The sequence below is a fragment of the Streptomyces sp. NPDC058985 genome (assembly GCF_042740985.1).
Lineage (GTDB): Bacteria > Actinomycetota > Actinomycetes > Streptomycetales > Streptomycetaceae > Streptomyces.
In genome coordinates this window covers 272,185-293,923 of record NZ_JBHYJX010000001.1, presented here as the reverse complement: position 1 = coordinate 293,923, position 21,739 = coordinate 272,185, and the positions used below count along the sequence as shown (strand labels likewise).

Below are 21,739 nucleotides of genomic sequence, written 5' to 3'. Positions count from 1 at the left end.
ATCGTGGAGAATCTGATTGCGCTGCTTGTCGCGGCGCCCTTGCTCGGAGCTGCGGTTCTGCTGTGCGGCGGACGCCGGCTCGACGCCGTCGGCCACTGGATCGGCACGCTGCTGGCGGCCGCGTCGTTCGTGATCGGCGTCGTCCTCTTCGCCGACATGCTCGGCAGCGGCGCCGAGGACCGCACCCTGACGCAGCACCTGTTCAGCTGGATCCCCGTGGAGGGCTTCCAGGCCGACGTCGCCTTCCGGCTCGACCAGCTGTCGATGACGTTCGTCCTGCTGATCACCGGCGTCGGCTCACTGATCCACCTGTACTCCGTCTCCTACATGGAGCACGACGAGCGCCGCCGCCGCTTCTTCGGCTACCTCAACCTGTTCCTCGCGGCGATGCTGCTGCTGGTCCTCGCCGACAACTACCTGCTGCTGTACGTCGGCTGGGAGGGCGTCGGTCTCGCCTCCTACCTGCTGATCGGCTTCTGGCAGCACAAGCCCAGCGCCGCCACCGCCGCGAAGAAGGCCTTCCTGGTCAACCGCGTCGGCGACATGGGCCTGTCCATCGCGATCATGCTGATGTTCCTGTGGTTCGGCACCTTCGCCTTCGGGCCGGTGCTCGGCGGCGAGGGCGAGGCCGGGCTCGCGGGCTCGGCCGGCGAGGGCAAGCTCACCGCCATCGCCCTGATGCTGCTGCTCGCGGCCTGCGGCAAGTCCGCCCAGGTGCCGCTCCAGTCCTGGCTCGGGGACGCGATGGAGGGCCCGACCCCGGTCTCGGCCCTCATCCACGCCGCGACCATGGTGACCGCGGGCGTCTACCTGATCGTCCGCTCCGGCGCGATCTTCAACGGCGCGCCCGACGCCCAGCTGGTGGTCGCCATCGTGGGCGCGGTCACGCTGCTCTTCGGTGCGATCGTCGGTTGTGCCAAGGACGACATCAAGAAGGCGCTGGCCGGTTCGACCATGTCGCAGATCGGCTACATGGTGCTGGCCGCCGGACTCGGCCCCATCGGCTACGTCTTCGCGATCATGCACCTGGTGACGCACGGCTTCTTCAAGGCCGGGCTGTTCCTCGGCGCGGGTTCCGTCATGCACGGCATGAACGACGAGGTCGACATGCGCCGCTACGGCGGACTGCGCAAGTACATGCCGGTCACCTTCGTCACCTTCGGCCTCGGCTATCTCGCGATCATCGGCTTCCCGGGGCTGTCCGGCTTCTTCTCCAAGGACAAGATCATCGAGTCGGCGTTCGCCAAGGGCGGCACCGAGGGCTGGATCCTCGGCGGCGTGGCCCTGCTGGGCGCGGCCATCACGGCCTACTACATGACGCGCGTGATGCTCATGACGTTCTTCGGCGAGGAGCGCTGGCGCAAGGCGCCGACGCCGTCGCCCGCCGCCCCCGACGTGGAGCCGGCCGCCGAGACCCGCGGCGCGTACGAACCTCCGCACCCGCACGAGTCGCCGAAGCTCATGACGATCCCGATGATCGTGCTGGCCGTCGGCTCGGTGTTCGGCGGCGCGTTCTTCAGCATCGGCGACCGGTTCGTGCACTGGCTGGAGCCCATCACCGGGCACGACCACGGACACGCGCCGATCAGCGCCCTGACGGTCACCGTCTCCACGGTGGCCGTGATGGTGATCGGCGTCGCCGTCGCCTGGGCGCAGTACGGGCGCCGTCCGGTCCCGGCCGTCGCCCCGCGCGGGTCGCTGCTCACCCGGGCCGCCCGGCGCGACCTGCTCCAGGACGACTTCAACCACGTCGTCCTGGTCCGCGGCGGCGAGCACCTCACGCGCTCCCTGGTCTACGTCGACCACACCCTGGTCGACGGGGTCGTCAACGGCACGGCGGCCTCGGTCGGCGGCCTGTCCGGGCGGATGCGCAAGCTGCAGAACGGGTTCGCGCGCAGTTACGCGGTCTCGATGTTCGGCGGTGCGGCGGTCCTCGTCGCCGCGACCCTGCTGATGAGGGCGGTCTGATACCGATGTCCTTTCCCCTGCTGACAGTCACGGCGGCCCTCCCGGCCGTCGGGGCGATCGCCACGGCCGCCGTGCCGGCCGCGAAACGCACCGTGGCCAAGTGGCTGGCGCTGCTGGTCTCGCTGGCCACGCTCGCGCTGGCGATCGCGGTCCTGGTCCGCTTCGACCCCGGCGGCGACCGTTACCAGCTCACCGAGTCGCACTCCTGGATCGCGGACTTCGGCGTCCGGTACGAACTGGGCGTGGACGGCATCGCGGTGGCGCTGATCGCGCTGACCGCGCTGCTGATCCCGTTCATCATCCTCGCGGGCTGGCACGACGCCGACCCGCTGGAGACCGGCAGCAGCCGGTGGCGGCCGACACAGGGCTTCTTCGCCCTGATCCTGCTCGTCGAGGCGATGGTGATCATCTCGTTCGAGGCCACCGACGTCTTCCTCTTCTACATCTTCTTCGAAGCCATGCTCATCCCGATGTACTTCCTCATCGGCGGCTTCGGGGACCGGGCCCACGAGCACGGCGAGAAGACGGCGGCGACGCAGCGGTCCTACGCCGCGGTGAAGTTCCTCCTCTACAACCTGGCCGGCGGTCTGATCATGCTGGCCGCGGTGATCGGGCTGTACGTGGTCGCGGGGAACTTCTCGCTCACCGAGATCGCGGCGGCCCGCGCGAGCGGCGAACTCGACATGGCGACCAGCACCGAGCGCTGGCTCTTCCTCGGCTTCTTCTTCGCCTTCGCGGTGAAGGCGCCGCTGTGGCCGCTGCACACCTGGCTGCCCAACGCCATGCAGGAGTCGACCGCCCCGGTCGCGGTGCTCATCACGGCGGTCGTCGACAAGGTCGGCACCTTCGCGATGCTCCGCTTCTGCCTCCAGCTCTTCCCGGAGGCGAGCAAGTGGGCGACGCCGGTCATCCTGGTCCTGGCAGTCGTCAGCATCATCTACGGCGCGCTGCTCGCGGTCGGCCAGCGCGACATCAAGCGGCTGATCGCGTACGCGTCGATCTCGCACTTCGGCTTCATCATCATGGGCATCTTCGCGATGACCAGCCAGGGCCAGTCCGGCGCGACGCTGTACATGGTCAACCACGGCATCTCGACCGCGGTGCTGATGCTGATCGCCGGCTTCCTGATCTCGCGGCGCGGCTCGCGGCTCATCGCCGACTACGGCGGGGTGCAGAAGGTGGCGCCGGTCCTCGCCGGCACCTTCCTGATCGGCGGCCTCGCGACCCTCTCCCTGCCGGGCCTCGCGCCCTTCATCAGTGAGTTCCTGGTCCTGGTCGGCACGTTCACGCGCTACCCCGTGATCGGCATCATCGCCACCTTCGGCATCGTCCTCGCCGCGCTCTACACCCTCGTCCTCTACCAGCGGACGATGACGGGCCCGGTGAAGCCGGAGGTCTCCGCCATGCCCGACCTGCGGGTGCGCGAGCTGGTCGTGGTGGCGCCGCTGGTCGCGCTGCTGATCTTCCTGGGCGTCTTCCCGAAGCCCGTCACGGACATCGTCAACCCCGCGGTGGAGCAGACCATGTCCGACGTACACAAGAAGGACCCCCAGCCTGAGGTGGAGGCGGCCAAGTGAGCGCAACAGCCGTCCACAGCCTGTGGACAACGGCGGCGGCCGACCCGATCGCCAAGATCGACGCGCCGAAGATCGAGTACGGGCAGCTCGCGCCCACCCTCATCATCGTCGGCGCGGCGATCATCGGAATCCTGGTCGAGGCCCTCGTGCCGCGCAGGGCCCGCTACTACGTGCAGATGTTCGTGTCGGCCGTCGCGCTGGTCGCCGCCTTCGCCGCGGTCGTCGCGCTCGCGGCGGGCGGACACGGCACGACCAAGGCGGGCATCGCGGCGATGGGCGCCATCGCCGTCGACGGACCGGCCCTCTTCCTGCAGGGCACGATCCTGCTGGTCGCGCTGGTCGGCCTGTTCACCTTCGCCGAGCGGCGGCTCGACCCGGAGGCGCACGGCAACCGCGTCGACTCCTTCGCCGCGCAGGCCGCGGCCGTACCGGGCAGCGAGAGCGAGCAGAAGGCGGTCAAGGCGGGCTTCACCACCACGGAGGTGTTCCCGCTCCTGCTCTTCGCGGTCGCCGGCATGCTGGTCTTCCCGGCCGCCAACGACCTGCTGACGCTCTTCGTGGCCCTGGAGGTCTTCTCCCTCCCGCTCTACCTGCTCTGCGCGCTGGCCCGCCGCAAGCGGCTCATGTCGCAGGAGGCGGCGGTCAAGTATTTCCTGCTCGGCGCCTTCGCCTCCGCGTTCACCCTCTTCGGCATCGCCCTGCTCTACGGCTACGCGGGCTCAATGTCGTACGGCACGATCGCCCAGGTCGTGGACGGCACCGTGCAGAACGTCACCCCGGCACTCGCCGACACCATGGGCAACGACGCGCTGCTGCTCGTCGGCTCCGCGCTGATCGTCATGGGCCTGCTGTTCAAGGTGGGCGCGGTGCCGTTCCACATGTGGACGCCGGACGTGTACCAGGGCGCGCCGACGCCGGTGACCGGCTTCATGGCGGCGGCGACCAAGGTGGCCGCCTTCGGCGCGCTGCTGCGCATCCTCTACGTCGTCCTGCCCGGCCTGCGCTGGGACTGGCGGCCGGTGATGTGGGCCGTGGCGATCGTCACCATGCTGGGCGGCGCGATCGTCGCGATCACGCAGACCGACATCAAGCGGCTGCTGGCGTACTCGTCGATCGCGCACGCGGGCTTCATCCTCGCCGGTGTCATCGCGACCACGCCGGACGGCATCTCGTCCGTGCTCTTCTACCTGGCCGCGTACTCCTTCGTCACGATCGGCGCCTTCGCCGTGGTGACGCTGGTGCGCGACGCGGGCGGCGAGGCGACGCACCTGTCCAAGTGGGCCGGGCTCGGCCGCAGGTCGCCGTTGGTGGCGGCGGTCTTCGCGATCTTCCTGCTGGCCTTCGCGGGCATCCCGCTGACCTCCGGGTTCTCCGGCAAGTTCGCCGTGTTCAAGGCGGCGGCGGAGGGCGGCGCGGCCCCGCTGGTCGTGATCGGCGTGATCTCCTCGGCGATCGCGGCGTTCTTCTACATCCGCGTGATCGTCCTGATGTTCTTCAGCGAGCCCCGGCCGGAGGGGCCGACGGTGGCGGTCCCGTCTCCCTTGACGATGACGGCGATCGGCGTCGGAGTCGCGGTCACGGTGGTCCTGGGCGTGGCACCGCAGTACTTCCTGGACCTCGCCGGCCAGGCGGGGGTCTTCGTCCGCTGACCCGGCGCCTGCTGTGCTTGAGACGGCGGCCCGGCACCCCCTCGGGGGCGCCGGGCCGCCGTCGTGTGTGCGGGGGGCTACTCGCCGCCGCGGCGTGCCTTGATGGCGGTGAGGTCCAGGTCCATCGGGAACGGGGCGCTCAGCTTCATGCGCTCACGGAAGATGCCGACGCTGGTGTAGGCACCTGTAGCGGGCTCCAGCTCGAAGGCGTGAACGACGGCGAGCCCCTTCTCGTGCTCCACCCGCCAGTAGTGGGCGATGCCGGCGCGGGCGTACTTGAGGGGCTTGGTCTCGCGGTCGCGGGAGACGGAGTCCGGCGAGACGACCTCCACGGCTAGCACGACGGCCGTCGCCGGGACGCGGGTCTGGTCGGGACTTGTCAGCGCTTCTTCCTGCAGCAGCAGCGCATCCGGCTCCAACCTGTTCTGCCGGTCCACGTCGATGCTGAATCTGCACAGAGCATCGAGTCCCTGCGGAGCACCTACGGCGAGCTGTCGACCGAAGAAGGACGTTGCCCGCTCATGAAAGATCGATTGCGGGCAGGGGAAGACGAGTCCGGCATCGATCAGCTGCGTATGCGGGGGCAGGTTGGGCAGGCGGTCCAGATCGTCAGCGGTCCAGCCCCCGTCGGGAGGGTCCGGCCAGTCAGGCAGCGAGGCCTCGGATGTCACCTTCATGAATGCCCGTCGGTAGGAGCGATTGTCGTCACTTCAGGCTATCGAGAAGTAACGGACGGCGATCACTGAAGCCTGTGGATAACTCCGAGGCTGTCGGCGCCGCCCCCTATCGTTGAGGCAGTGGTCGGGGCAGGGCGGACCGGGCAGACCAGACGGGCGAGGCCAGACGTACGGGGGACGGGACGATGGGCGGGACGGGTGTGATCGGCGAGATGGCAGAGGCGGCTGAGGCGAGGCGCGTGGACGACGGGGGCAGCGAGACGCTGGCCACGCTGCACCGGGTCTTCGGGTACGAGGCCTTCCGTGGCGAGCAGGGAGAGGTCGTCGACCACGTGGTCGCGGGCGGCGACGCCGTCGTGCTCATGCCGACCGGCGCCGGCAAGTCGCTGTGCTACCAGATTCCGGCTCTGGTCAGGCCCGGCACCGGCGTCGTGGTCTCACCGCTCATCGCGCTGATGCAGGACCAGGTGGACGCGTTGCGGGCGCTCGGCGTGCGGGCCGGCTTCATGAACTCCACGCAGGACTTCGACGAGCGGCGCATGGTGGAGGCCGAGTTCCTCGCCGGCGAGTTGGACCTGCTCTACCTGGCGCCCGAGCGGCTGCGCCTGGAGGGCACCCTCGATCTGCTCTCCCGGGGCAAGATCTCGCTCTTCGCCATCGACGAGGCCCACTGCGTCTCGCAGTGGGGCCACGACTTCCGGCCCGACTACCTCGCCCTGTCGCTGCTCGGCGAGCGCTGGCCGGACGTCCCCCGCCTCGCGCTCACGGCGACGGCCACGCACGCGACCCACCGCGAGCTGACCGAGCGGCTGAACATGCCGGCGGCGCGGCACTTCGTGGCCAGCTTCGACCGGCCCAACATCCAGTACCGGATCGTGCCGAAGACGGACCCCAAGAAGCAGCTGCTGAGCTTCCTGCGCGAGGAACACCCGGGCGACGCGGGCATCGTGTACTGCCTCTCGCGCAACTCCGTCGAGAAGACCGCCGAGTTCCTGTCCCGCAACGGCGTGGAGGCGGTGCCGTACCACGCGGGCCTGGACGCGGGCACCCGCGCGGCGCACCAGTCCCGGTTCCTGCGGGAGGAGGGCCTGGTGGTCGTGGCCACCATCGCCTTCGGCATGGGCATCGACAAGCCGGACGTGCGGTTCGTCGCCCACCTGGACCTGCCCAAGTCGGTCGAGGGGTACTACCAGGAGACCGGCCGCGCCGGCCGCGACGGACTCCCGTCGACCGCGTGGATGGCGTACGGACTCAACGACGTCATACAGCAGCGCAAGCTGATCCAGTCCGGCGAGGGCGACGAGGCCTTCCGCCGTCGGGCCCAGTCCCACCTGGACTCCATGCTCGCGCTGTGCGAGACCGTCCGCTGCCGCCGCGGCCAGCTCCTCGCCTACTTCGGCCAGGACCCGGACCCGTCCGGCTGCGGCAACTGCGACACCTGCCTCACCCCTCCGGAGACCTGGGACGGCACGGTGGCGGCGCAGAAGGTGCTGTCCACGGTGGTGCGGCTGAAGCGGGAGCGCGGGCAGAAGTTCGGCGCCGGGCAGATCATCGACATCCTGCTGGGCAAGCGCACCGCCAAGGTGATCCAGTTCGACCACGACCAGCTCTCCGTGTTCGGCATCGGCGAGGATCTCGCGGAGAGCGAGTGGCGGGGCGTCGCCCGGCAGCTCCTCGCCCAGGGCCTGCTCGCCGTCGAGGGGGAGTACGGCACGCTGGTGCTGACCGACGACAGCGGCGCGGTGCTGCGGCGGGAGCGCGAGGTGCCGCTGCGCAAGGAGCCCAAGAAGCCGGCGGCGGCACGCGGGACGGCCGCCCGCGGCGAGCGCAAGGCCAAGGCCGCCGCGGCCGAGCTGCCCGAGGAGCTCCAGCCGGCGTTCGAGGCACTGCGCGCCTGGCGTGCCGAGCGGGCCCGCGAGCAGGGCGTCCCGGCCTACGTGATCTTCCACGACGCCACGCTCAGGGAGATCGCCACGGTATGGCCCACCTCCGTCGGACAGCTCGGCGGCATCAGCGGCGTCGGAGAGAAGAAGCTCGCGACCTACGGGGAGGGAGTGGTCGCCGTGCTCGCAGAACTCTCGGGGGCGGCGCAGGCGGCTCCCGCCTCCGGCGGCGACACCGGGCCCGGCCCGGACGAGTGGCCCGACACCGAGCCCGAGCCGGAGCCCGAGGACTGGGCCTGAGGGGGAGCCGCAGCCGCGCCGCCGTTCAGGTGAGCGCCGTCAACCCCGGCGCGAAGGTGATCAGGAGAGGAAGGAGGGGCACCAGCGCGGCCGTTGCCGTGGTCAGGGCGCGGTGGCGTGGGGCCAGGCGGGGCGGGGGCTCCAGGAGGCGGTCGACTCGTTCGCCGAGGAGGCGGTGGCTGGAGGCGCAGGACAGGACCCCGCGGTGCTGGTTCAGCTCGATCAGTGCCAGCGCCGTGGTCAGGTGGCCGCAGCGACGGGAGGCGGTGTCGTCGGCGGAGAGTTCGACCAGGCGGTGCGTCTGGTCGCAGAAGTGGGCGAAGAGCGGGAGGCGCGGGAAGCCGGTGGCCAGCGCGGTGGACAGGTGCAGCAGCCAGTCGTGGCGGGCCCGGGCGTGGCCGCGCTCGTGGGTGAGCACGGCGTCGAGCTGGTGGTCGGTGAGGCGGTGCAGGGCGCCCGTGGTGACGATCAGCTGGGCCGGACTGCCCGGCAGCCACCAGGCGTCCGGGTACTCGTCCTCCAGGACCAGCAGCGGCCCGCGGGCGGCGGGGAGCCCGGCGGGCAGGTCGGGGGCGCGCTCGCGCAGGTGCGCGCGGGACCGGGCGCGCCGCCTGCGGGCCTCGACGAGTTCGCGGCCCAGCATCGCGGCTGTCCAGGCGGCACCGGCGGCCAGCAGCAGGGTCAGGGCGGCCGCCCAGGCAGGCCCGGCGGAGAGGTTGTAGGCGGCGGTCACCGCGGGCGGCGCCGGTGCGAAGAGCTGGGCGCGGACGGTGCCGAAGACGGCGGTGGCACCGAGGACCAGGGCTGTCAGACAGCACAGCAGGACGGTGGCGACCAGGCACTGCCACACCCACAGCGCGAGCACGGGGTCCCGCTCGGGCCACGCGGACCGGGTCAGCGCGCGCGGCACCGGCACCGCGGCGGTCACGGCGACGGCGAACAGCAGGAGCAGGCAGACGGTCATGCCACTGGCTCCGGATCCTGGTCGAGAGGACGGGCGGCTCTGGCAGGGCGGGGCGGAAACGCGGGGCGGGGTGCCGCGCACACCGCCCGACGCCAGTATGCCGCTGTCGGGCGGTGTGAGTCAGGTGCCGGCGGCCACCGGATCCGTGAGCCCTGCCGCTGCCCGCCCTCCGGCCCTCCGTCTCCCGACTCTCCGTCCGCCGCTGCCCGGCCCTCAGACCCTCCGTCCGACCACGCGTCCCGTCACCTCGCCCAGCCCCACCCGGATCCCGTCCGGACCCGGTGCCCACGCCGACAGGGTCACCACGTCCCCGTCCTCCAGGAACGTCCGCTTGCCGTCGGGGAGTTCCAGCGCGTCGCGGCCGTTCCAGGTCAGCTCGAGGAGCGACCCGCGTTCCCGTTCGCCGGGTCCGCTCACCGTGCCCGAGCCGTAGAGGTCGCCGGTGCGCAGTGAGGCGCCGTTGACGGTCATGTGGGCCAACTGCTGGGCGGCCGTCCAGTACATGGTGGAGAACGGCGGCTCGGAGACGACGTGACCGTTGACCGCGACGGTGATCCGCAGGTCGTAGCCGCCGGGCTCGGCGTGGTCGTCGGCCGTGTCGTCCAGGTAGGGCAGCAGGTCGTGCGTGCGTGCGGGGGGCGCCACCCGCGCCTCCTCCAGGGCGTCCAGCGGCGTGATCCACGCAGACACCGAGGTGGCGAAGGACTTGCCGAGGAACGGGCCGAGGGGGACGTACTCCCAGGCCTGGACGTCCCGCGCGGACCAGTCGTTGAGCAGGCAGAGCCCGAAGACGTGCTCACGGAAGTCGCCGAGTGCGACCGGGTCGCCCGGTTCGGACGGCACCCCCACGACGAACCCGACCTCGGCCTCGATGTCGAGGCGGACGGACGGGCCGAAGACGGGCGCGGCGTCGGCCGGTGCCTTGCGCTGCCCGGACGGGCGTACGACGTCGGTGCCCGAGACGAACACCGTGCCGGAGCGGCCGTGGTAGCCGATCGGGAGGTGCTTCCAGTTCGGGGTGAGGGAATCGGCGGCGTCGGGGCGGAAGATCCGGCCGACGTTGCGGGCGTGGTTCTCGGAGGCGTAGAAGTCGACGTAGTCCGCGACCTCGAAGGGCAGGTGCAGGGTCACCGACGACAGCGGGTGGAAGAGGGGTTCCAGCGTCTCGCGGTGGGAGGGCACCGTCACCCAGGCCGTCAGCGCGCGCCGCACGTCGGACCAGGCCGTGCGACCGGCCGCCAGCAGCGGGTTGAGGGTGGGCCGCGCGAGCAGGGAGGCGTACGGCGAGCCGAGCGCGTGGGCCGCCGCGCCGGCGTCGAGGACGTGGTCGCCGAGCCGGACGCCCACCGTCCGCTCCCGCGTGCCGGGGATCGAGAACACGCCGTACGGAAGGTTGTGCGGGCCGAAGGGGTCGCCCTCGGGGACATCGAAGGGGGGCATCGGGTGCTGCCTCGCTTTCGTGCTCGCCATGTGCGCCGTGCGCGCCGTGTGCGCCACGTGACCGGTGTGCGCCGCGTGGTGCGTGGACTGGCCACACGTTACGGGTGACACGGCCGTCTTGGGCAGTGCGGCGGGAGGTGGCTCCATGTGGGGGACGAGGGCGTGCGCAGGCGGGCTGACGTGTGCGGAACGGCCCGCACGCCGGTGCGCGAGAGGCAGGAAGTGACCGTGGGACGGGGCCTCCGCCGACGGCGCACGCCCGCGCGTACGGCGGCAAATGTGGCGCTCCGCGTCCGTCCGTGTGCGGGAAGTTGTCCACAGGCCGCCACGCAATCTTGACGGAGCGGTGCGAACAGGGAGACTCTGGGCGGGTGCCGGGAGGTCTCGGGGAGGGGGCCTTCGACGGCACATCTGGGGGGAACGGATGGCCATTGGGGAGGCCGGTCCGGGTGCGGGGCGGGATGGTTCACGGCCGGACAGACGGCTGGAAGAGACCATGCGCGGCCGGCTCGACCGGGAATGCGTGTATGTACCGTCGTGCCGGTTCGGGCTGTACGCGGCACTGCGTCACTGGTGCCCGCCCGGCGGCCGGGTCCTGATGTCGCCGGTCAACGACGACGTCATCTTCTTCGTCGTGCTCGCGGCCGGGCTGCGCCCCGTACAGGCGCCGCTGGACCCGTCGGACGCGTCCATCGACGTGGACGCCGTGCCCGACGACGTCTGGGGCTCGCTGTCCGCCGTACTGACGACCAACCTGTACGGCAACCCGGACCGGGCGCCCCGGCTGCGCGCCCGCTGCGACGCCCTGGGCATCCCGCTGTTCGAGGACGCGGCGCACGCCATCGGCAGCGAGGTGGGCGGCCGGCCGGTCGGCGCCTGGGGCGACGCCTCCGTCTTCAGCCTCTCCAAGCACGTCGGCGCCAAGGCCGGGGGCATCCTCGCGGTCGCCGACCCGGGGCTGCGGGAGACGCTGGCGAAGACCTGCGAAGACCTGCTGCTGCCGCGCCGTACGAGGGCCGAAGTCGCCTACGCCGCACGGCCGTACGCGGAGGCCGCCGTGCGAGGGCTGGGGCTGCGCCGGGCCGCCTGGGCCACGCTGCGGCTGCTGGGGCGGATGGAGCGCGAGGAGATCCGGATGCCGCTGCGCCCGCAGGAACTGGCCCGCGCCGCCGCCTCGGCACCCGGCCTCGACGCCCACGACCCGTGGGTCCGCGTCGACATGCACGACTACCGGCTGCGGGGCGGCCGGTTCCGGCTCGGCCGGATCGGGCGCGGGCTCGACCGGCTGGACCAGGTGCTGGCGGAGTGCCGGGCGGGGACGGAGCTGCTGCTGTCGACGCCCTGGGCGGGACCGGCCGGGTGGGAGGGAACGCGGAGCCGGACGTCCGGCACGGCACAGCCCTTGTTCCGGGTGCCGCTGCTCGTGGCCGACCGGGACGCGGCGGTCCGGGCGCTGGCCAAGCGCGGCATCGTCGTCGGCTACCTCTACGACCCGCCGCTCGACGACTACGCGGGCGCCGCCCTCACCGACCCGTCGCCCGCGCCCGAGGGGGCACGCTGGTTCGCGCGGCACGCGCTGCCCGTCGAACCGCTGCGGGCCCGTGCCGTGATCGCGGCGCTCCAGGAGTCCGGCGTACGACCGGCCAAGGCACCGGAGGGGTTGATCCCGTCCGGTGGCTGAGACCCGGGTGCACGAGACGGCCGTCGAACCGGCGGACGGCGGCACCGCGCTGCCCGAGAGCGGGCACGGGGGCGACTCGCTCTTCAAGAACGCCTACTTCCTGATGCTCAGCACCGGCGTCTCGGCCGTGCTCGGCCTGGGCTTCTGGCTCGTGGCCGCCCGCTACTACTCGGAGGAGGCCGTCGGACAGGGCTCCGCCGCGATCGCCGCCATGCGGCTGCTCGCCAGCATCACGGCGACGACGATGATCGGCGCCGTGGTCCGCTTCGTGCCCCGCGCCGGCCGCGCCACCGGACCGCTGGTGTGGCGGGCGTACGCGGCGAGTTCGGTGGTCGTCGCCGTCGCCGCTCTGGTCTTCCTGCTCACCCTCGACCTGTGGGGCGCCTCGTACGCCCCGCTGGGCACCGCCGCGATGGGGACCCTGTTCGTCCTGGCGTGCGTGGCCTGGGCGCTGCTCACCCTCCAGGACGGCGTGCTGACCGGTTTGCGCAAGGCGGAGTGGGTGCCCGCGGGGAACGCGGTGTTCTCGGTCGGCAAGCTGATCCTGCTCGCCGTCTTCGCCGCCTCGCTGCCGGTGCTCGGCATCTTCGTGTCCTGGGCCGTGGCCATCGCCTTCTCCACCGTGCCGCTGGGCTGGCTGATCTTCCGCAGGCTGATCCCGCGCCAGGCCGAGGCCGACCGCGACGTGGAGCCGCCGAAGACCCGCGAGATGGGCCGCTTCCTGGCCGGGGACTCGCTGGGGGCGCTGTTCAGCCTGGCGATGATCAACCTGCTGCCGGTGATGGTCGCGGTCAACTTCAGCGCCGCGCAGAACGGCTACTTCTACGTGGCCTACACCGTCGGCGGCACGATGGAGTTCATGGCCATCAACATGGCCTCCTCGCTCACCGCGCACGCCTCGCACGACCCGCGCCGCCTCGCCGACGGCATCCGGGGGGCGCTGCGCCGCATGACGGTGCTGCTGGTGCCGGTGGTGCTCTTCCTGGTCGTCTTCGCCCCGCAGATCCTCGCACCCTTCGACGAGGACTACGCCGAGCACGGCTCCACGGTGCTGCGGCTGCTCGCCCTCGGGGCGCTGCCGAGAATCGTGGTCGAGCTGTACATCGGCGTACTCCGCGTCCAGGGGCGCACCGGCGTGCTCGCCGCGGTACAGGGCGCCATGTGCGTCCTCGTCCTGGGCAGCGCGGCGATGCTGTTCACGCCGGCCGGGATCTCCGGTGCCGGCTGGGCGGTGCTGGTGAGCATGACGGTGGTCGCCCTGGGCTGCGCACCTGGGCTGCGCTCCGCCCTGCGGGGCATCGACGGGGCGGGCCGTTCCGGCGACCCGGGTGCCACGGTGGACACCGGCCCGCTCGGACCGAAGCCACGGCCCGGTAACTCCCACGGCCACGGCCCGGCCCGGCTGAACCCGACCGCCGGGTACGGTACGACCTGGGCCCGGCGGGCGGCATCCGAGCACGGACGGCCCGACGACGCGTCCGGGGAGGACACCGTCGCCCTGTTCATAGGGCGCCCCGGGTACGAACGGGAGGCCCTGGAGGCGGACACCCTCGCGGTGATCCGCCGGCCACGCCACCCCGACCCGGACCCGCACATCCACGAACCGGACGCTCACGTCGGCGCCGCGCATGCCGACGCCCGCGAGCCGGACGCCCACGTCCACGCCGCGCATGCCCACCCCCACGGTCCCCAGGACGACGGCCCGGGCCCGGTCCCCGAGCGCTACCTCAGGCCCGCCCTGTGGCTGCTGTCCGGCGCCGCCACCGTCGTCTTCTGGGCGGCGTTGCGCGGACTGCCCTGGCTGGGCGCCACGTCCGGGACCGGCGCCGAAATCACCGGCCGGGAGCTGCTGCGCGGGCTGCCCCTCCCGGCGCTGGTCGCGGGCGCCGCGCTGCTCGTGGTGTTCGTCGCGGCGGTGACCCTGTCCGTACGCCCCGACCCGTGGCTGCCCGGCGCCGCGCTCGGCTCCGCCGTACTCGCGCTGCACGCGGCGCCCGTCGCCCTCGGCCGGGAACCGGAGGCGGTGGGCGGGGAGTTGTACGCGAGGGCCGCCGGATTCCTCGCGGAGGCGCTGGGCATCGAGGGACCCGGCCCGGTACTGCGCTGGGCACCGCTGGTCCTCCAGTTGCTGTGCCTCGTGCCGCTGTGGACCCTGCTCACGAAGACGGGCGGTGGCCGGCTGCCCTGGCAGGGGCGCTGGGGCGTCCTCTATCTCGCCGCGGTCGCGAGCTGGCTCTGGGGGCGGGAACTCGCACCGCTCACGCCGCCGCTCCTCGTGCTGCTCGTCCTCGCCGCCGTGCTCCTGTCGGTGCGCCGCCCGGCCGGGACTCCGCACCACACAAGACACACCGACGACACCAGCCACACCAGCGTCACCAGCCACACCAGACCGACGGACACGTTCCGGGACTGATCAAGCACAGAGCCGATTCGCCAGGGGGGAACCGTCGTGCGTCCGCCAGCAACTCCACGGGAGAGATCCGCATCTGAGCCCGTGCCCGAGACGGGGGAGACCCCCGAACACCCCGAGCACGACTCCCGCACCTCGCAGGAGGCGTCCACCACGCGTGCGCACGAGGCCTCCGCCCGGCCGGACCCGCCCGTCCCCACCCCCGCCGCCCGGCCGGCGCGCGCGGCGGCCGCCTGGCCCGCCGTTCCGCTGCTCGCGGCGCTCGCCCTGTGGGTCTACGCGGTGCGGCACACCGACGTGTCCGACCTGGACGACTACGGCCTCGTCAGCGCGCTGCACCCCACCTTCTGGGCGGGCCTCGCCGTGCTCACCGCGGGCTTCTGGTTCACGGTCCGCGACCCGCGCCGCCGGGCCGGCTGGCCGGCGGCGTACGTCCTCGGTCTGCTGGTGATCGAGCGGGCCACCCAGGCCGTGCTCTACCCGACCCCGCTGTACGCATGGGCGTGGAAGCACGACGCGGTCGTCGACCATCTGCTGACGTCCGGCGGACTCCAGAGCGCGGACCGGCTCGGCGACATGGCGGTGTACGACCAGTGGCCCGGCTTCTTCGCGGCGCAGGCCGCGCTGGTGCGGCTCCTTGGGGTGGACAACGCGGCGATGTACATGGCGTGGTGGCCGTTGGTCTCCAGCGTGCTGCTCCTCCTGCCGCTCTTGCTGATCTACCGGACCTTCACCGAGGACCGGCGCCTGATCTGGACCGCCCTGTGGCTGTTCTGCGTCGGCAACTGGGTGGGCCAGGACTACTTCTCGCCGCAGTCCGTCGCCTTCGCCCTGCACCTGGGCGTCCTCGCGGTCGTCCTGCGCCGCTACGGCCGCCCGGGCGGCCGTAGCGACCGGCAGCGGCAGGCGGTGTGGACCGTGCTGCTCAGCGTGCTGGTCATCGCCATCGTCGTCTCGCACCAGCTGACCCCCGGCATGCTCGTGGTCACGCTCCTGGCGCTGGCCTTCACCCGACGCCACCGCGACTGGGTCCCGCTGGTCACCACGGTCGTGATCTTCCTGGCCTGGTGTCTCACCGCCGCGCTGCCCTTCCTGTCCGCCGCCATGCCGGACATGATCCGGTCCGTCGGCGACATCGGGGCCAACGTCGAGACCGGGTACGGGTCCACGCCCACCGGCACCGGCGCGGTCACCACCTCCTGGGTGGCCCGGCTGCTCTCGGGTTCCGTCCTGCTGCTGGCGCTGGCCGGCGTACTGCGCCAAAGGGCACTGCGGCAGCGGGCGCTGCCGCTGCTGCTGGTCGCGGCGGCCCCGCTGCCGATGTTCGTGGCGAGCAGCTACGGCAGCGAGATGATCTTCCGGGTGCTGATGTTCATGCTGCCCGGCGCGGCCTTCTTCGCCGCCGCCGCGTTGCTGCCCGGGGTCCCCACGCCGGCCGCCGACGCGCGGGAGACGGAGCGGGGGGTACCGCTCGCCCCCGTCCCCGACCCCGCCCTCGTCTCCGCCCACCGCCGCCGATTCCCCCTGCCCTCGCTGCCGCCCCTGCGGTACGCGGCCTGGCTGTCACCGCTCGTGCTGCTCGCCGGGACCCTCGCCTTCGTGCCGAGCTACTCGGGCAAGGACCGCGTCAGCTACTTCCCGCCCGGCGAGGTGGCGCTCGTGCGGCAGCTCTTCGACCAGGCGCCCGACGACTCCCTGGTCGTCGCCGCCAACCGCAACTACCCGCTCGCCCACGAGCAGTACTGGCGGGTCGACCACTACTGGTTCCTCGAGGACACCCGGAGCCACGTCGACGACATCGTGCGCGACCCGGCGGCCGTCCTCGCCCGCGACATGGCCGGCGTGGAAGCGCCGGCCCGCGCCTACTTCCTGCTCACCCAGGGGCAGGTGGCCAACTCCGAGATGAACGGCCAGCTGAACACGGCCCAGTTGAGACGCGTGAGGGAGTCCGTCGCGGACTCGCCGCGCTTCGAGCGCGTGGCGCAGAACAGCGCGGGCGTGCTCTACGTCCTGAAACCGGCGAGCTGAGGAGGGCACCCACCATGACACCGCAGGACCTCGTGATCCGTATGCTGCCCCCCTTCGCCGGCTGGCTGGCGCTCGCGGCGCTCGCCCTGCCCGGCGGCTCCCCGCTGCGCGGCGCGGCCGTCGCCGTCTTCCTGGCCGTCGGCCCCGGCGCCGCCCTGGTCAGAATCTGCGGGCCCGCGCTCCGGGCCCGCCGTGCCGAGGCCCCGGCCGAGCACCGGGACGACGCCTTCGAGCGCCACTCCGACCTGCTGGAACAGCTGGTGCTGGCCGTCCTGCTGAGCGTCAGCGCCGCGATCCTCGTCGCCACGGCGCTGATCGCCACACACACCCTCAGCGGCGACCGCGTCCTGCTGGCGCTCACCCTGCTGACCACCCTCGCCGCCTTCTGCCCGAGCCTGCGCGCCCTGCCGGCGCCCAGGACGGCACCGGGCGCCGCGCCACCGACACGGAAGGGTTCCACTCTGTGAGGTTCGCCCGTCCCGCTCGCCGCACGAACGCGGACTCGACGACCGGACAGCACCGCCGGCCAACGCACCCCACGCACCCCACGCGCCGCCCCGCGCGCCCTGGCAGACGCCGCCTGCTGATCACGTCCATCACCGCCACCTGCGCGGTCCTGGTCGCGGTGCTCGCCCTGCGCGACGCCTCGGGACCCGCCGGCCCGGCCGACGACCCGAGGTGCCGCCCCACCACCCTCCTCGAACCGCCCTGCGGCGCCTGGTTCGGCGCCTTCGTGCCGCACGACAAGTCCGACCTGGCCGCGAAGGTCCGGGAGTACGAGAAGAGCGTCGGCCGCGGGCTCGACATCGTGTACACGTACCACGACATGTCCGCCGTCACCGAGACCCGGCTGGAGGGTCAGCTCCTCACCGAGCAGGAACAGCGCGTCGGCGAGGACCGCATGCTGCTGCTGTCCTGGGAGAGCAAGTGGTGGGGCGGCACCAAGGACCAGCAGCCCACCTGGAAGCAGATCGCCGCCGGCGACCTGGACGAGTCCGTGATCGACGTCCAGGCGCGGCGCGTCAAGGAGTACGGGCAGCGCACGGGCAAGAAGGTGTTCCTCTCCTTCGACCTGGAGATGGACACCCGCACCCCGGACAACGGCACCCCCGCCGACTACGTCCGCGCCTACCGCCACATCCACGACCGTTTCCGCGAACTGGGCGTCGACAACGTGGTGTGGACCTGGATCATCACCGGATACCTGGACCACGGCGAGCTGTTCGAGCGGATGTACCCGGGCGACGACTACGTCGACTGGATCGGCTACAACCAGTACAACTACTACCTCTGCCACAAGGCCGGCTGGCTCAGCTTCGCGCAGACGCAGTACGCCACCCACGACTGGATCCGCGCCCACATCTCCGACGACAAGCCCCTGATGCTCTCGGAGTTCGGCAGCGCCTCCGACCCGAAGCGCCCGGACCGGCAGGCGGACTGGTACGCGCAGGTACCCCGGGTGCTCAAGGATCTGGAGGGCGTCAAGGCGGCCCTCCAGTGGAACTACCGCGACCCGGGACCGCACTGCAACCTGGCCGTGGCGAACGACCGGGCCTGGGACAGCCTGCGGGAGGTGGCCGCCGACCCGCACCTCAACCAGCCGCACGACTGACCGCCACCCCGCCGACCGCCACCCCGCCGACCGCCACCCCGCCGACCGCCACCCCGCCGACCGCCACCCCGCCGGACGGGCCCTAACCCGCGAACTCGGGGCCCCGCACCATCGCCCGCCCCCGCCGGTACCAGCGCCACGCGACGGTCTTCGGGCCGTCGCGGTAGGGGGCGGTGCGGGCGCCGCCGCCCGCCAGCCAGGACTCGACGTCGGCGACCGTATGGCTCCGCCGCACGATCAGCCGGGCGATGCGGTACCGCTCGTCGCGGTCCGAGCTGAGCGCGTGCCGCACGGCGGTCGCCGTCTCGTACCCGGCCCGGGCCGACGACGCCCGCACCTTCGCGCTGTTGTAGCCGTGCGGGTAGGCGAGGTGGCGGACCGGATGCCCGAGGGCGTCCTCCAGGACCGCTTTGGACTCGCGGAGTTCGTGCGACAGGGCCGCGCCGGACAGGGTGTCGAGCTGGGCGTGCGTGACGGTGTGGCTGCCGATCTCCATGCCGGCGCGTTCCAGCCCGGCTACCGCGTCCAGCGTCATCATCGGGGCGGGCGGCAGCAGACTGCGGCCGCCCGGCGCGATCGCCCCGGTGGTGAGGTACGCGGTGGCGGGCAGCGCCCGCTCGGCCAGCGCCTCGGCGGTGGGCCCGGGCAGATCGGCGAAGCCGTCGTCGAAGGTGAGCAGCACCGGCCGGGGCGGCAGGGGCGCCCGCCCGGCGAGATGGCCGGCGAGCGCACTGATCGTGACGGGCGTCATGCCGCTGTCGACGATCGCGTCCAGCTGGGCGGCGAACTCCTTCGGCGTGACGGTGAACTCGGCGATCCACGAGGGCGGGTCCTCCATCACCGCGTGGTACAGGAACACGGGTATGTGCCCGCCGCCCGGCGCCGGGACTCCGTCGGGCGCCCCACCCGCTCCCGAGGAGACGGCCCCCGCCCGGCTCACCGCGCCTCAACCCCGGCCGCACGCAGCGCACGCCGGGCGCGCAGATAGCCGACGGGCCCGTACAGCATGCCCCGGCGCTGCAACCGCGCCAGGCGCCGCGGCCAGGGGTGCGTACGGGAGTCGTGCCCGCCCGGCGCCCCCACCGCCACCGCCACCGCGCCCGCGCTCTCGCCCTCGCCGGTGGCGCGTACCGCGGTCAGGCGCCGGGCGTGCGCGAGTCCGCCCGGCACCCGGGCGAGGAGGGCCGGCAGCAGCGCCGGCCGGTTCACCAGGATCGCCGTGAGGTACGCGGTGAGGCCGGCGCCGTAGCCGTACGCCTGGGTCTCCAGGTCGCGCCAGGTCTCCCGGTGGTGGTGCCAGACCAGCGCCCGGGGCGTGTAGCGCAGCCGCTGCCCCTGGGCGAGGACGCGGACGAACCCGTAGAGGTCGTCGCCGCCGCGCGCGCGGGTGCCCGCGCCGGTCGCCGGGTCGAAGCCGCCGACCGTCCGCAGCACCGCCGTGCGGAAGGCCATGTTGGCGCCCGAGCCGAACCGGCCCGCGGTGAACGGGAACAGCGGCTCGTCGGCGGGCGGGTGCTCCGGGTCGTACGTCCGCGGGACGAACCCCTTCGCGAAACCGCCGTGGCTCTCCAGGAGCACCTGGGCGGGGGTGCGCAGCCGCGCGGGCAGGATCAGGCCGGTGGCACAGCCGAGGTGCGGGTCGGCGGCGAACGGCGCGGTCAGTTCGGTGAGCCAGCGCGGGTCGGCGACCACGTCGTCGTCGGTGAAGGCGACCACCTCGCCCCGGACCACCGCGAGGCCCCGGTTGTGCGCGACGGCGAGTCCGGGGACCGGCTCGCACACGTACCGCACCCGCTCGCCGTACTTCCGCTCGACCAGTTCCCTGGTCTCACCGGTCACGGGCGCGTTGTCGACCACGACGATCTCGAAGTCCGGGTGGTCCTGGGCGAGCAGCGAGTCGAGGGCGCGGGCGAGCTGGTCCGCGCGTTCCCGGGTGGCGACCACGACACTGGCGGACGGGGGCGCGGGCCACGGCTCGGGCGGCGCTTCCCGGGGCAGCTCCCGCGCGAGCCCGGCCAGCACCCGCGTGGGGTCCGCACCCTCGGGGACCTGCCCGAGCAGCGTGCCCACGGGCAGGCCCGCACGTCTGACCAGCACGAACACCGCGCCGGACGACACCGGCGGACTCCCCGGGCCCGGTCGCAGCACCGCCGCCGCCTCCTCCGCCGCGTCGGTGCCGTCGCCGAGATCCAGCTCGGCGACCTGCACCGCCCCGATGCGCAGGAAGTCGTCGATCTCCCGTCGTGTCTCCCGCAATGTCTCCTGCCGCGCACGCCGCACACCGGTCATGCGTCCACCCCCTCGTGGTTGACCTCGTCAGGACCTGCGCAGCCGGGCCGCGCCCCTCAACGTCCGTACCGCGAGCGACGCCAGTCGCGGCCGGTCGCGCACGAAGCCGTGCGCGCGGCGGGCCGGTTCGCGGCCGAGCCAGTGCAGGGCGGCGCCCGCCCCCGGGCGCGTCGCCGCCCCCTCGTACACCGGCAGTTCCCCGGTCTTCAGCGAGTCCTTGTACTCCGCCGGGCCCCGCCCCATGTCCAGCAGGCCTATGCCCGCGGCGGCCGCGGCCTCCGCCATCCGCAGGTGCAGGACGAGGCCCGGCGAGTACTTGGCGAAGTCCGGGTCGTACGCCGGGAACCAGCACGCCAGGACCGTCGCCGAACGCAGCCCGAAGTGGGCGGCGACCGGCCGGCCGCCCGCGTAGAGCACGGACAGGGTGCCCGTGCACTCCGGCGCGCGCGTCCGGGCGAGCCGGCCGACGAGCCGGCTGATCCACTCCTGCGCGAACCGGTCCCGGCGTCCCATCCTGCGGTACTGCGCCGACTTCCACTCCATGAGCGTGCGCAGCGCGGCCGGCTCACGCTCGTCGAAGACGAAGCGCACGTCGCCGGCCTGGCGGCCCAGCCTGCGCTCCTTGGCGAGCGTGGTCTTCAGGAACTTCGGCGACTGGGTACGCAGGACGTTCTCGTACGCCTCGTAGCCCTTCTCCACGTCGATGACGTAGGCGGTGTGCTCCTCGGCGGCGTACGGCACGAACAGCCCCTGCTCGGCCTCCAGGTTGTCGAAGGCGAGGCTCGACAGGGAGCAGGCCCGCAGCAGTGCGCGGGGATCCGGGGCGAGGCCCTGGCGCAGCACCGCGCCCTGGCAGTCCGACACCCCCAGCCCGATCGCCCGGCCCTGGCCGAGCGGCCCGCGTTCGTGCGGCAGGAATCCGGCCGCCTCACCGCCGTCGTACAGCACCGCCACCCGCGCCCGCGGCCGTACCCGGCCCACGGCGTCGGTGAACTCCGGTTCCATGAACGGGTTGCGCGGCGCCGTCGACTTGGCGCGTATCTCCCGCCAGTGCTCCCGTTCCCCCTCGCCCAGCTCCTGTGGTCTGAGCACACGTACGCGTCCGCTGTTCAACCCGACCCCCCGATCAAGTCCCCCCTGGACAACAGGAAGGTACCCCGGGGGCCGCCCCGGGGGTAGGTAGCAGACCATGTTGTTGCCAACTGGTGCACAGGCCCTTAACCGGCTTTAGCCGATGATGTGCCAGGTTTCGGACATGAAG

The 21,739-nt window shown here is 72.6% G+C and carries 15 protein-coding genes; 9 read left to right on the top strand and 6 right to left on the bottom strand.

Features of this window, described 5'->3' with window-relative positions; genetic code table 11:
• The first annotated feature begins 3 nt into the window (after nt 1-3).
• Genes nuoL through nuoN form a run of 3 tightly spaced genes read left to right on the top strand, consistent with a single transcriptional unit; the run spans nt 4 to nt 5,194 of the window.
• Nucleotides 4-1,968, top strand: coding sequence for an NADH-quinone oxidoreductase subunit L (nuoL, locus tag ACFW01_RS01380; protein WP_234958029.1), 1,965 nt, complete (start codon nt 4-6; stop codon nt 1,966-1,968).
• Nucleotides 1,969-1,973: 5 nt separating this feature from the next.
• The gene (locus ACFW01_RS01375; protein WP_234958028.1) at nt 1,974-3,545 is read left to right on the top strand and encodes an NADH-quinone oxidoreductase subunit M; all 1,572 of its coding nucleotides are present in this window, start codon (nt 1,974-1,976) and stop codon (nt 3,543-3,545) included.
• On the top strand, nt 3,542-5,194 hold the full coding sequence (nuoN, locus tag ACFW01_RS01370) for an NADH-quinone oxidoreductase subunit NuoN (protein WP_384502047.1): 1,653 nt from the start codon (nt 3,542-3,544) through the stop codon (nt 5,192-5,194). The genes ACFW01_RS01375 and nuoN overlap by 4 nt, the downstream gene beginning before the upstream one ends.
• Before the next feature lie 77 nt (nt 5,195-5,271).
• On the opposite strand, the gene ACFW01_RS01365 is transcribed toward nuoN, so the two are convergent.
• On the bottom strand, nt 5,272-5,871 hold the full coding sequence (locus ACFW01_RS01365) for a Uma2 family endonuclease (protein ID WP_234958026.1): 600 nt from the start codon (nt 5,869-5,871) through the stop codon (nt 5,272-5,274).
• Nucleotides 5,872-6,056: 185 nt separating this feature from the next.
• On the opposite strand from ACFW01_RS01365, the gene recQ reads away from it, so the two are divergent.
• Nucleotides 6,057-8,054: a DNA helicase RecQ gene (gene recQ, locus ACFW01_RS01360; protein WP_384502044.1), complete on the top strand. Its 1,998-nt coding sequence runs from the start codon at nt 6,057-6,059 to the stop codon at nt 8,052-8,054.
• Between the two features lie 25 nt (nt 8,055-8,079).
• Here recQ and ACFW01_RS01355 read toward each other — a convergent pair whose 3' ends face one another.
• Together ACFW01_RS01355 and fahA are read right to left on the bottom strand one after the other, a co-directional pair.
• On the bottom strand, nt 8,080-9,018 hold the full coding sequence (locus tag ACFW01_RS01355; RefSeq protein ID WP_234958024.1) for a M56 family metallopeptidase: 939 nt from the start codon (nt 9,016-9,018) through the stop codon (nt 8,080-8,082).
• Between the two features lie 213 nt (nt 9,019-9,231).
• Nucleotides 9,232-10,458, bottom strand: a complete 1,227-nt coding sequence (fahA, locus tag ACFW01_RS01350) for a fumarylacetoacetase (protein ID WP_384502042.1) — start codon at nt 10,456-10,458, stop codon at nt 9,232-9,234.
• A 496-nt stretch (nt 10,459-10,954) separates the two neighbouring features.
• On the opposite strand from fahA, the gene ACFW01_RS01345 reads away from it, so the two are divergent.
• The 5 genes from ACFW01_RS01345 to ACFW01_RS01325 all read left to right on the top strand — a co-directional run bounded on the left by ACFW01_RS01345 (nt 10,955) and on the right by ACFW01_RS01325 (nt 18,189).
• The gene (locus tag ACFW01_RS01345; RefSeq protein ID WP_384502040.1) at nt 10,955-12,139 is read left to right on the top strand and encodes a DegT/DnrJ/EryC1/StrS family aminotransferase; all 1,185 of its coding nucleotides are present in this window, start codon (nt 10,955-10,957) and stop codon (nt 12,137-12,139) included.
• The gene (locus ACFW01_RS01340; RefSeq protein WP_384502038.1) at nt 12,132-14,552 is read left to right on the top strand and encodes a lipopolysaccharide biosynthesis protein; all 2,421 of its coding nucleotides are present in this window, start codon (nt 12,132-12,134) and stop codon (nt 14,550-14,552) included. The genes ACFW01_RS01345 and ACFW01_RS01340 overlap by 8 nt, the downstream gene beginning before the upstream one ends.
• 81 nt (nt 14,553-14,633) lie before the next feature.
• Nucleotides 14,634-16,577: a glycosyltransferase gene (locus ACFW01_RS01335; protein WP_384502036.1), complete on the top strand. Its 1,944-nt coding sequence runs from the start codon at nt 14,634-14,636 to the stop codon at nt 16,575-16,577.
• 14 nt (nt 16,578-16,591) lie between these two features.
• Nucleotides 16,592-17,044, top strand: a complete 453-nt coding sequence (locus tag ACFW01_RS01330) for a hypothetical protein (protein ID WP_361353074.1) — start codon at nt 16,592-16,594, stop codon at nt 17,042-17,044.
• On the top strand, nt 17,041-18,189 hold the full coding sequence (locus ACFW01_RS01325) for a glycoside hydrolase family 26 protein (protein WP_384502034.1): 1,149 nt from the start codon (nt 17,041-17,043) through the stop codon (nt 18,187-18,189). The genes ACFW01_RS01330 and ACFW01_RS01325 overlap by 4 nt, the downstream gene beginning before the upstream one ends.
• Nucleotides 18,190-18,271: 82 nt before the next feature.
• Here the strand turns inward: ACFW01_RS01325 and ACFW01_RS01320 are convergent, their stop codons facing one another.
• The 3 genes from ACFW01_RS01320 to ACFW01_RS01310 all read right to left on the bottom strand — a co-directional run bounded on the left by ACFW01_RS01320 (nt 18,272) and on the right by ACFW01_RS01310 (nt 21,570).
• Nucleotides 18,272-19,027 (bottom strand): polysaccharide deacetylase family protein, encoded by a 756-nt coding sequence (locus tag ACFW01_RS01320; RefSeq protein WP_384502032.1) that lies wholly within the window; start codon nt 19,025-19,027, stop codon nt 18,272-18,274.
• A gap of 98 nt (nt 19,028-19,125) precedes the next feature.
• On the bottom strand, nt 19,126-20,478 hold the full coding sequence (locus tag ACFW01_RS01315) for a glycosyltransferase (protein ID WP_384502030.1): 1,353 nt from the start codon (nt 20,476-20,478) through the stop codon (nt 19,126-19,128).
• Nucleotides 20,479-20,505: 27 nt separating this feature from the next.
• Nucleotides 20,506-21,570, bottom strand: coding sequence for a GNAT family N-acetyltransferase (locus ACFW01_RS01310; RefSeq protein ID WP_384502028.1), 1,065 nt, complete (start codon nt 21,568-21,570; stop codon nt 20,506-20,508).
• Nucleotides 21,571-21,739 lie beyond the last annotated feature (169 nt).

Excerpts from the sequence above, each read along its gene's own strand:
- ACFW01_RS01375 (WP_234958028.1), top strand. The coding sequence starts at position 1,974 with ATGTCCTTTCCCCTGCTGACAGTCACGGCGGCCCTCCCGGCCGTCGGG.
- ACFW01_RS01365 (WP_234958026.1), bottom strand. The coding sequence starts at position 5,871 with ATGAAGGTGACATCCGAGGCCTCGCTGCCTGACTGGCCGGACCCTCCC.
- recQ (WP_384502044.1), top strand. The coding sequence starts at position 6,057 with ATGGGCGGGACGGGTGTGATCGGCGAGATGGCAGAGGCGGCTGAGGCG.
- ACFW01_RS01355 (WP_234958024.1), bottom strand. The coding sequence starts at position 9,018 with ATGACCGTCTGCCTGCTCCTGCTGTTCGCCGTCGCCGTGACCGCCGCG.
- fahA (WP_384502042.1), bottom strand. The coding sequence starts at position 10,458 with ATGCCCCCCTTCGATGTCCCCGAGGGCGACCCCTTCGGCCCGCACAAC.
- ACFW01_RS01345 (WP_384502040.1), top strand. The coding sequence starts at position 10,955 with ATGCGCGGCCGGCTCGACCGGGAATGCGTGTATGTACCGTCGTGCCGG.
- ACFW01_RS01330 (WP_361353074.1), top strand. The coding sequence starts at position 16,592 with ATGACACCGCAGGACCTCGTGATCCGTATGCTGCCCCCCTTCGCCGGC.
- ACFW01_RS01320 (WP_384502032.1), bottom strand. The coding sequence starts at position 19,027 with ATGGAGGACCCGCCCTCGTGGATCGCCGAGTTCACCGTCACGCCGAAG.
- ACFW01_RS01315 (WP_384502030.1), bottom strand. The coding sequence starts at position 20,478 with ATGACCGGTGTGCGGCGTGCGCGGCAGGAGACATTGCGGGAGACACGA.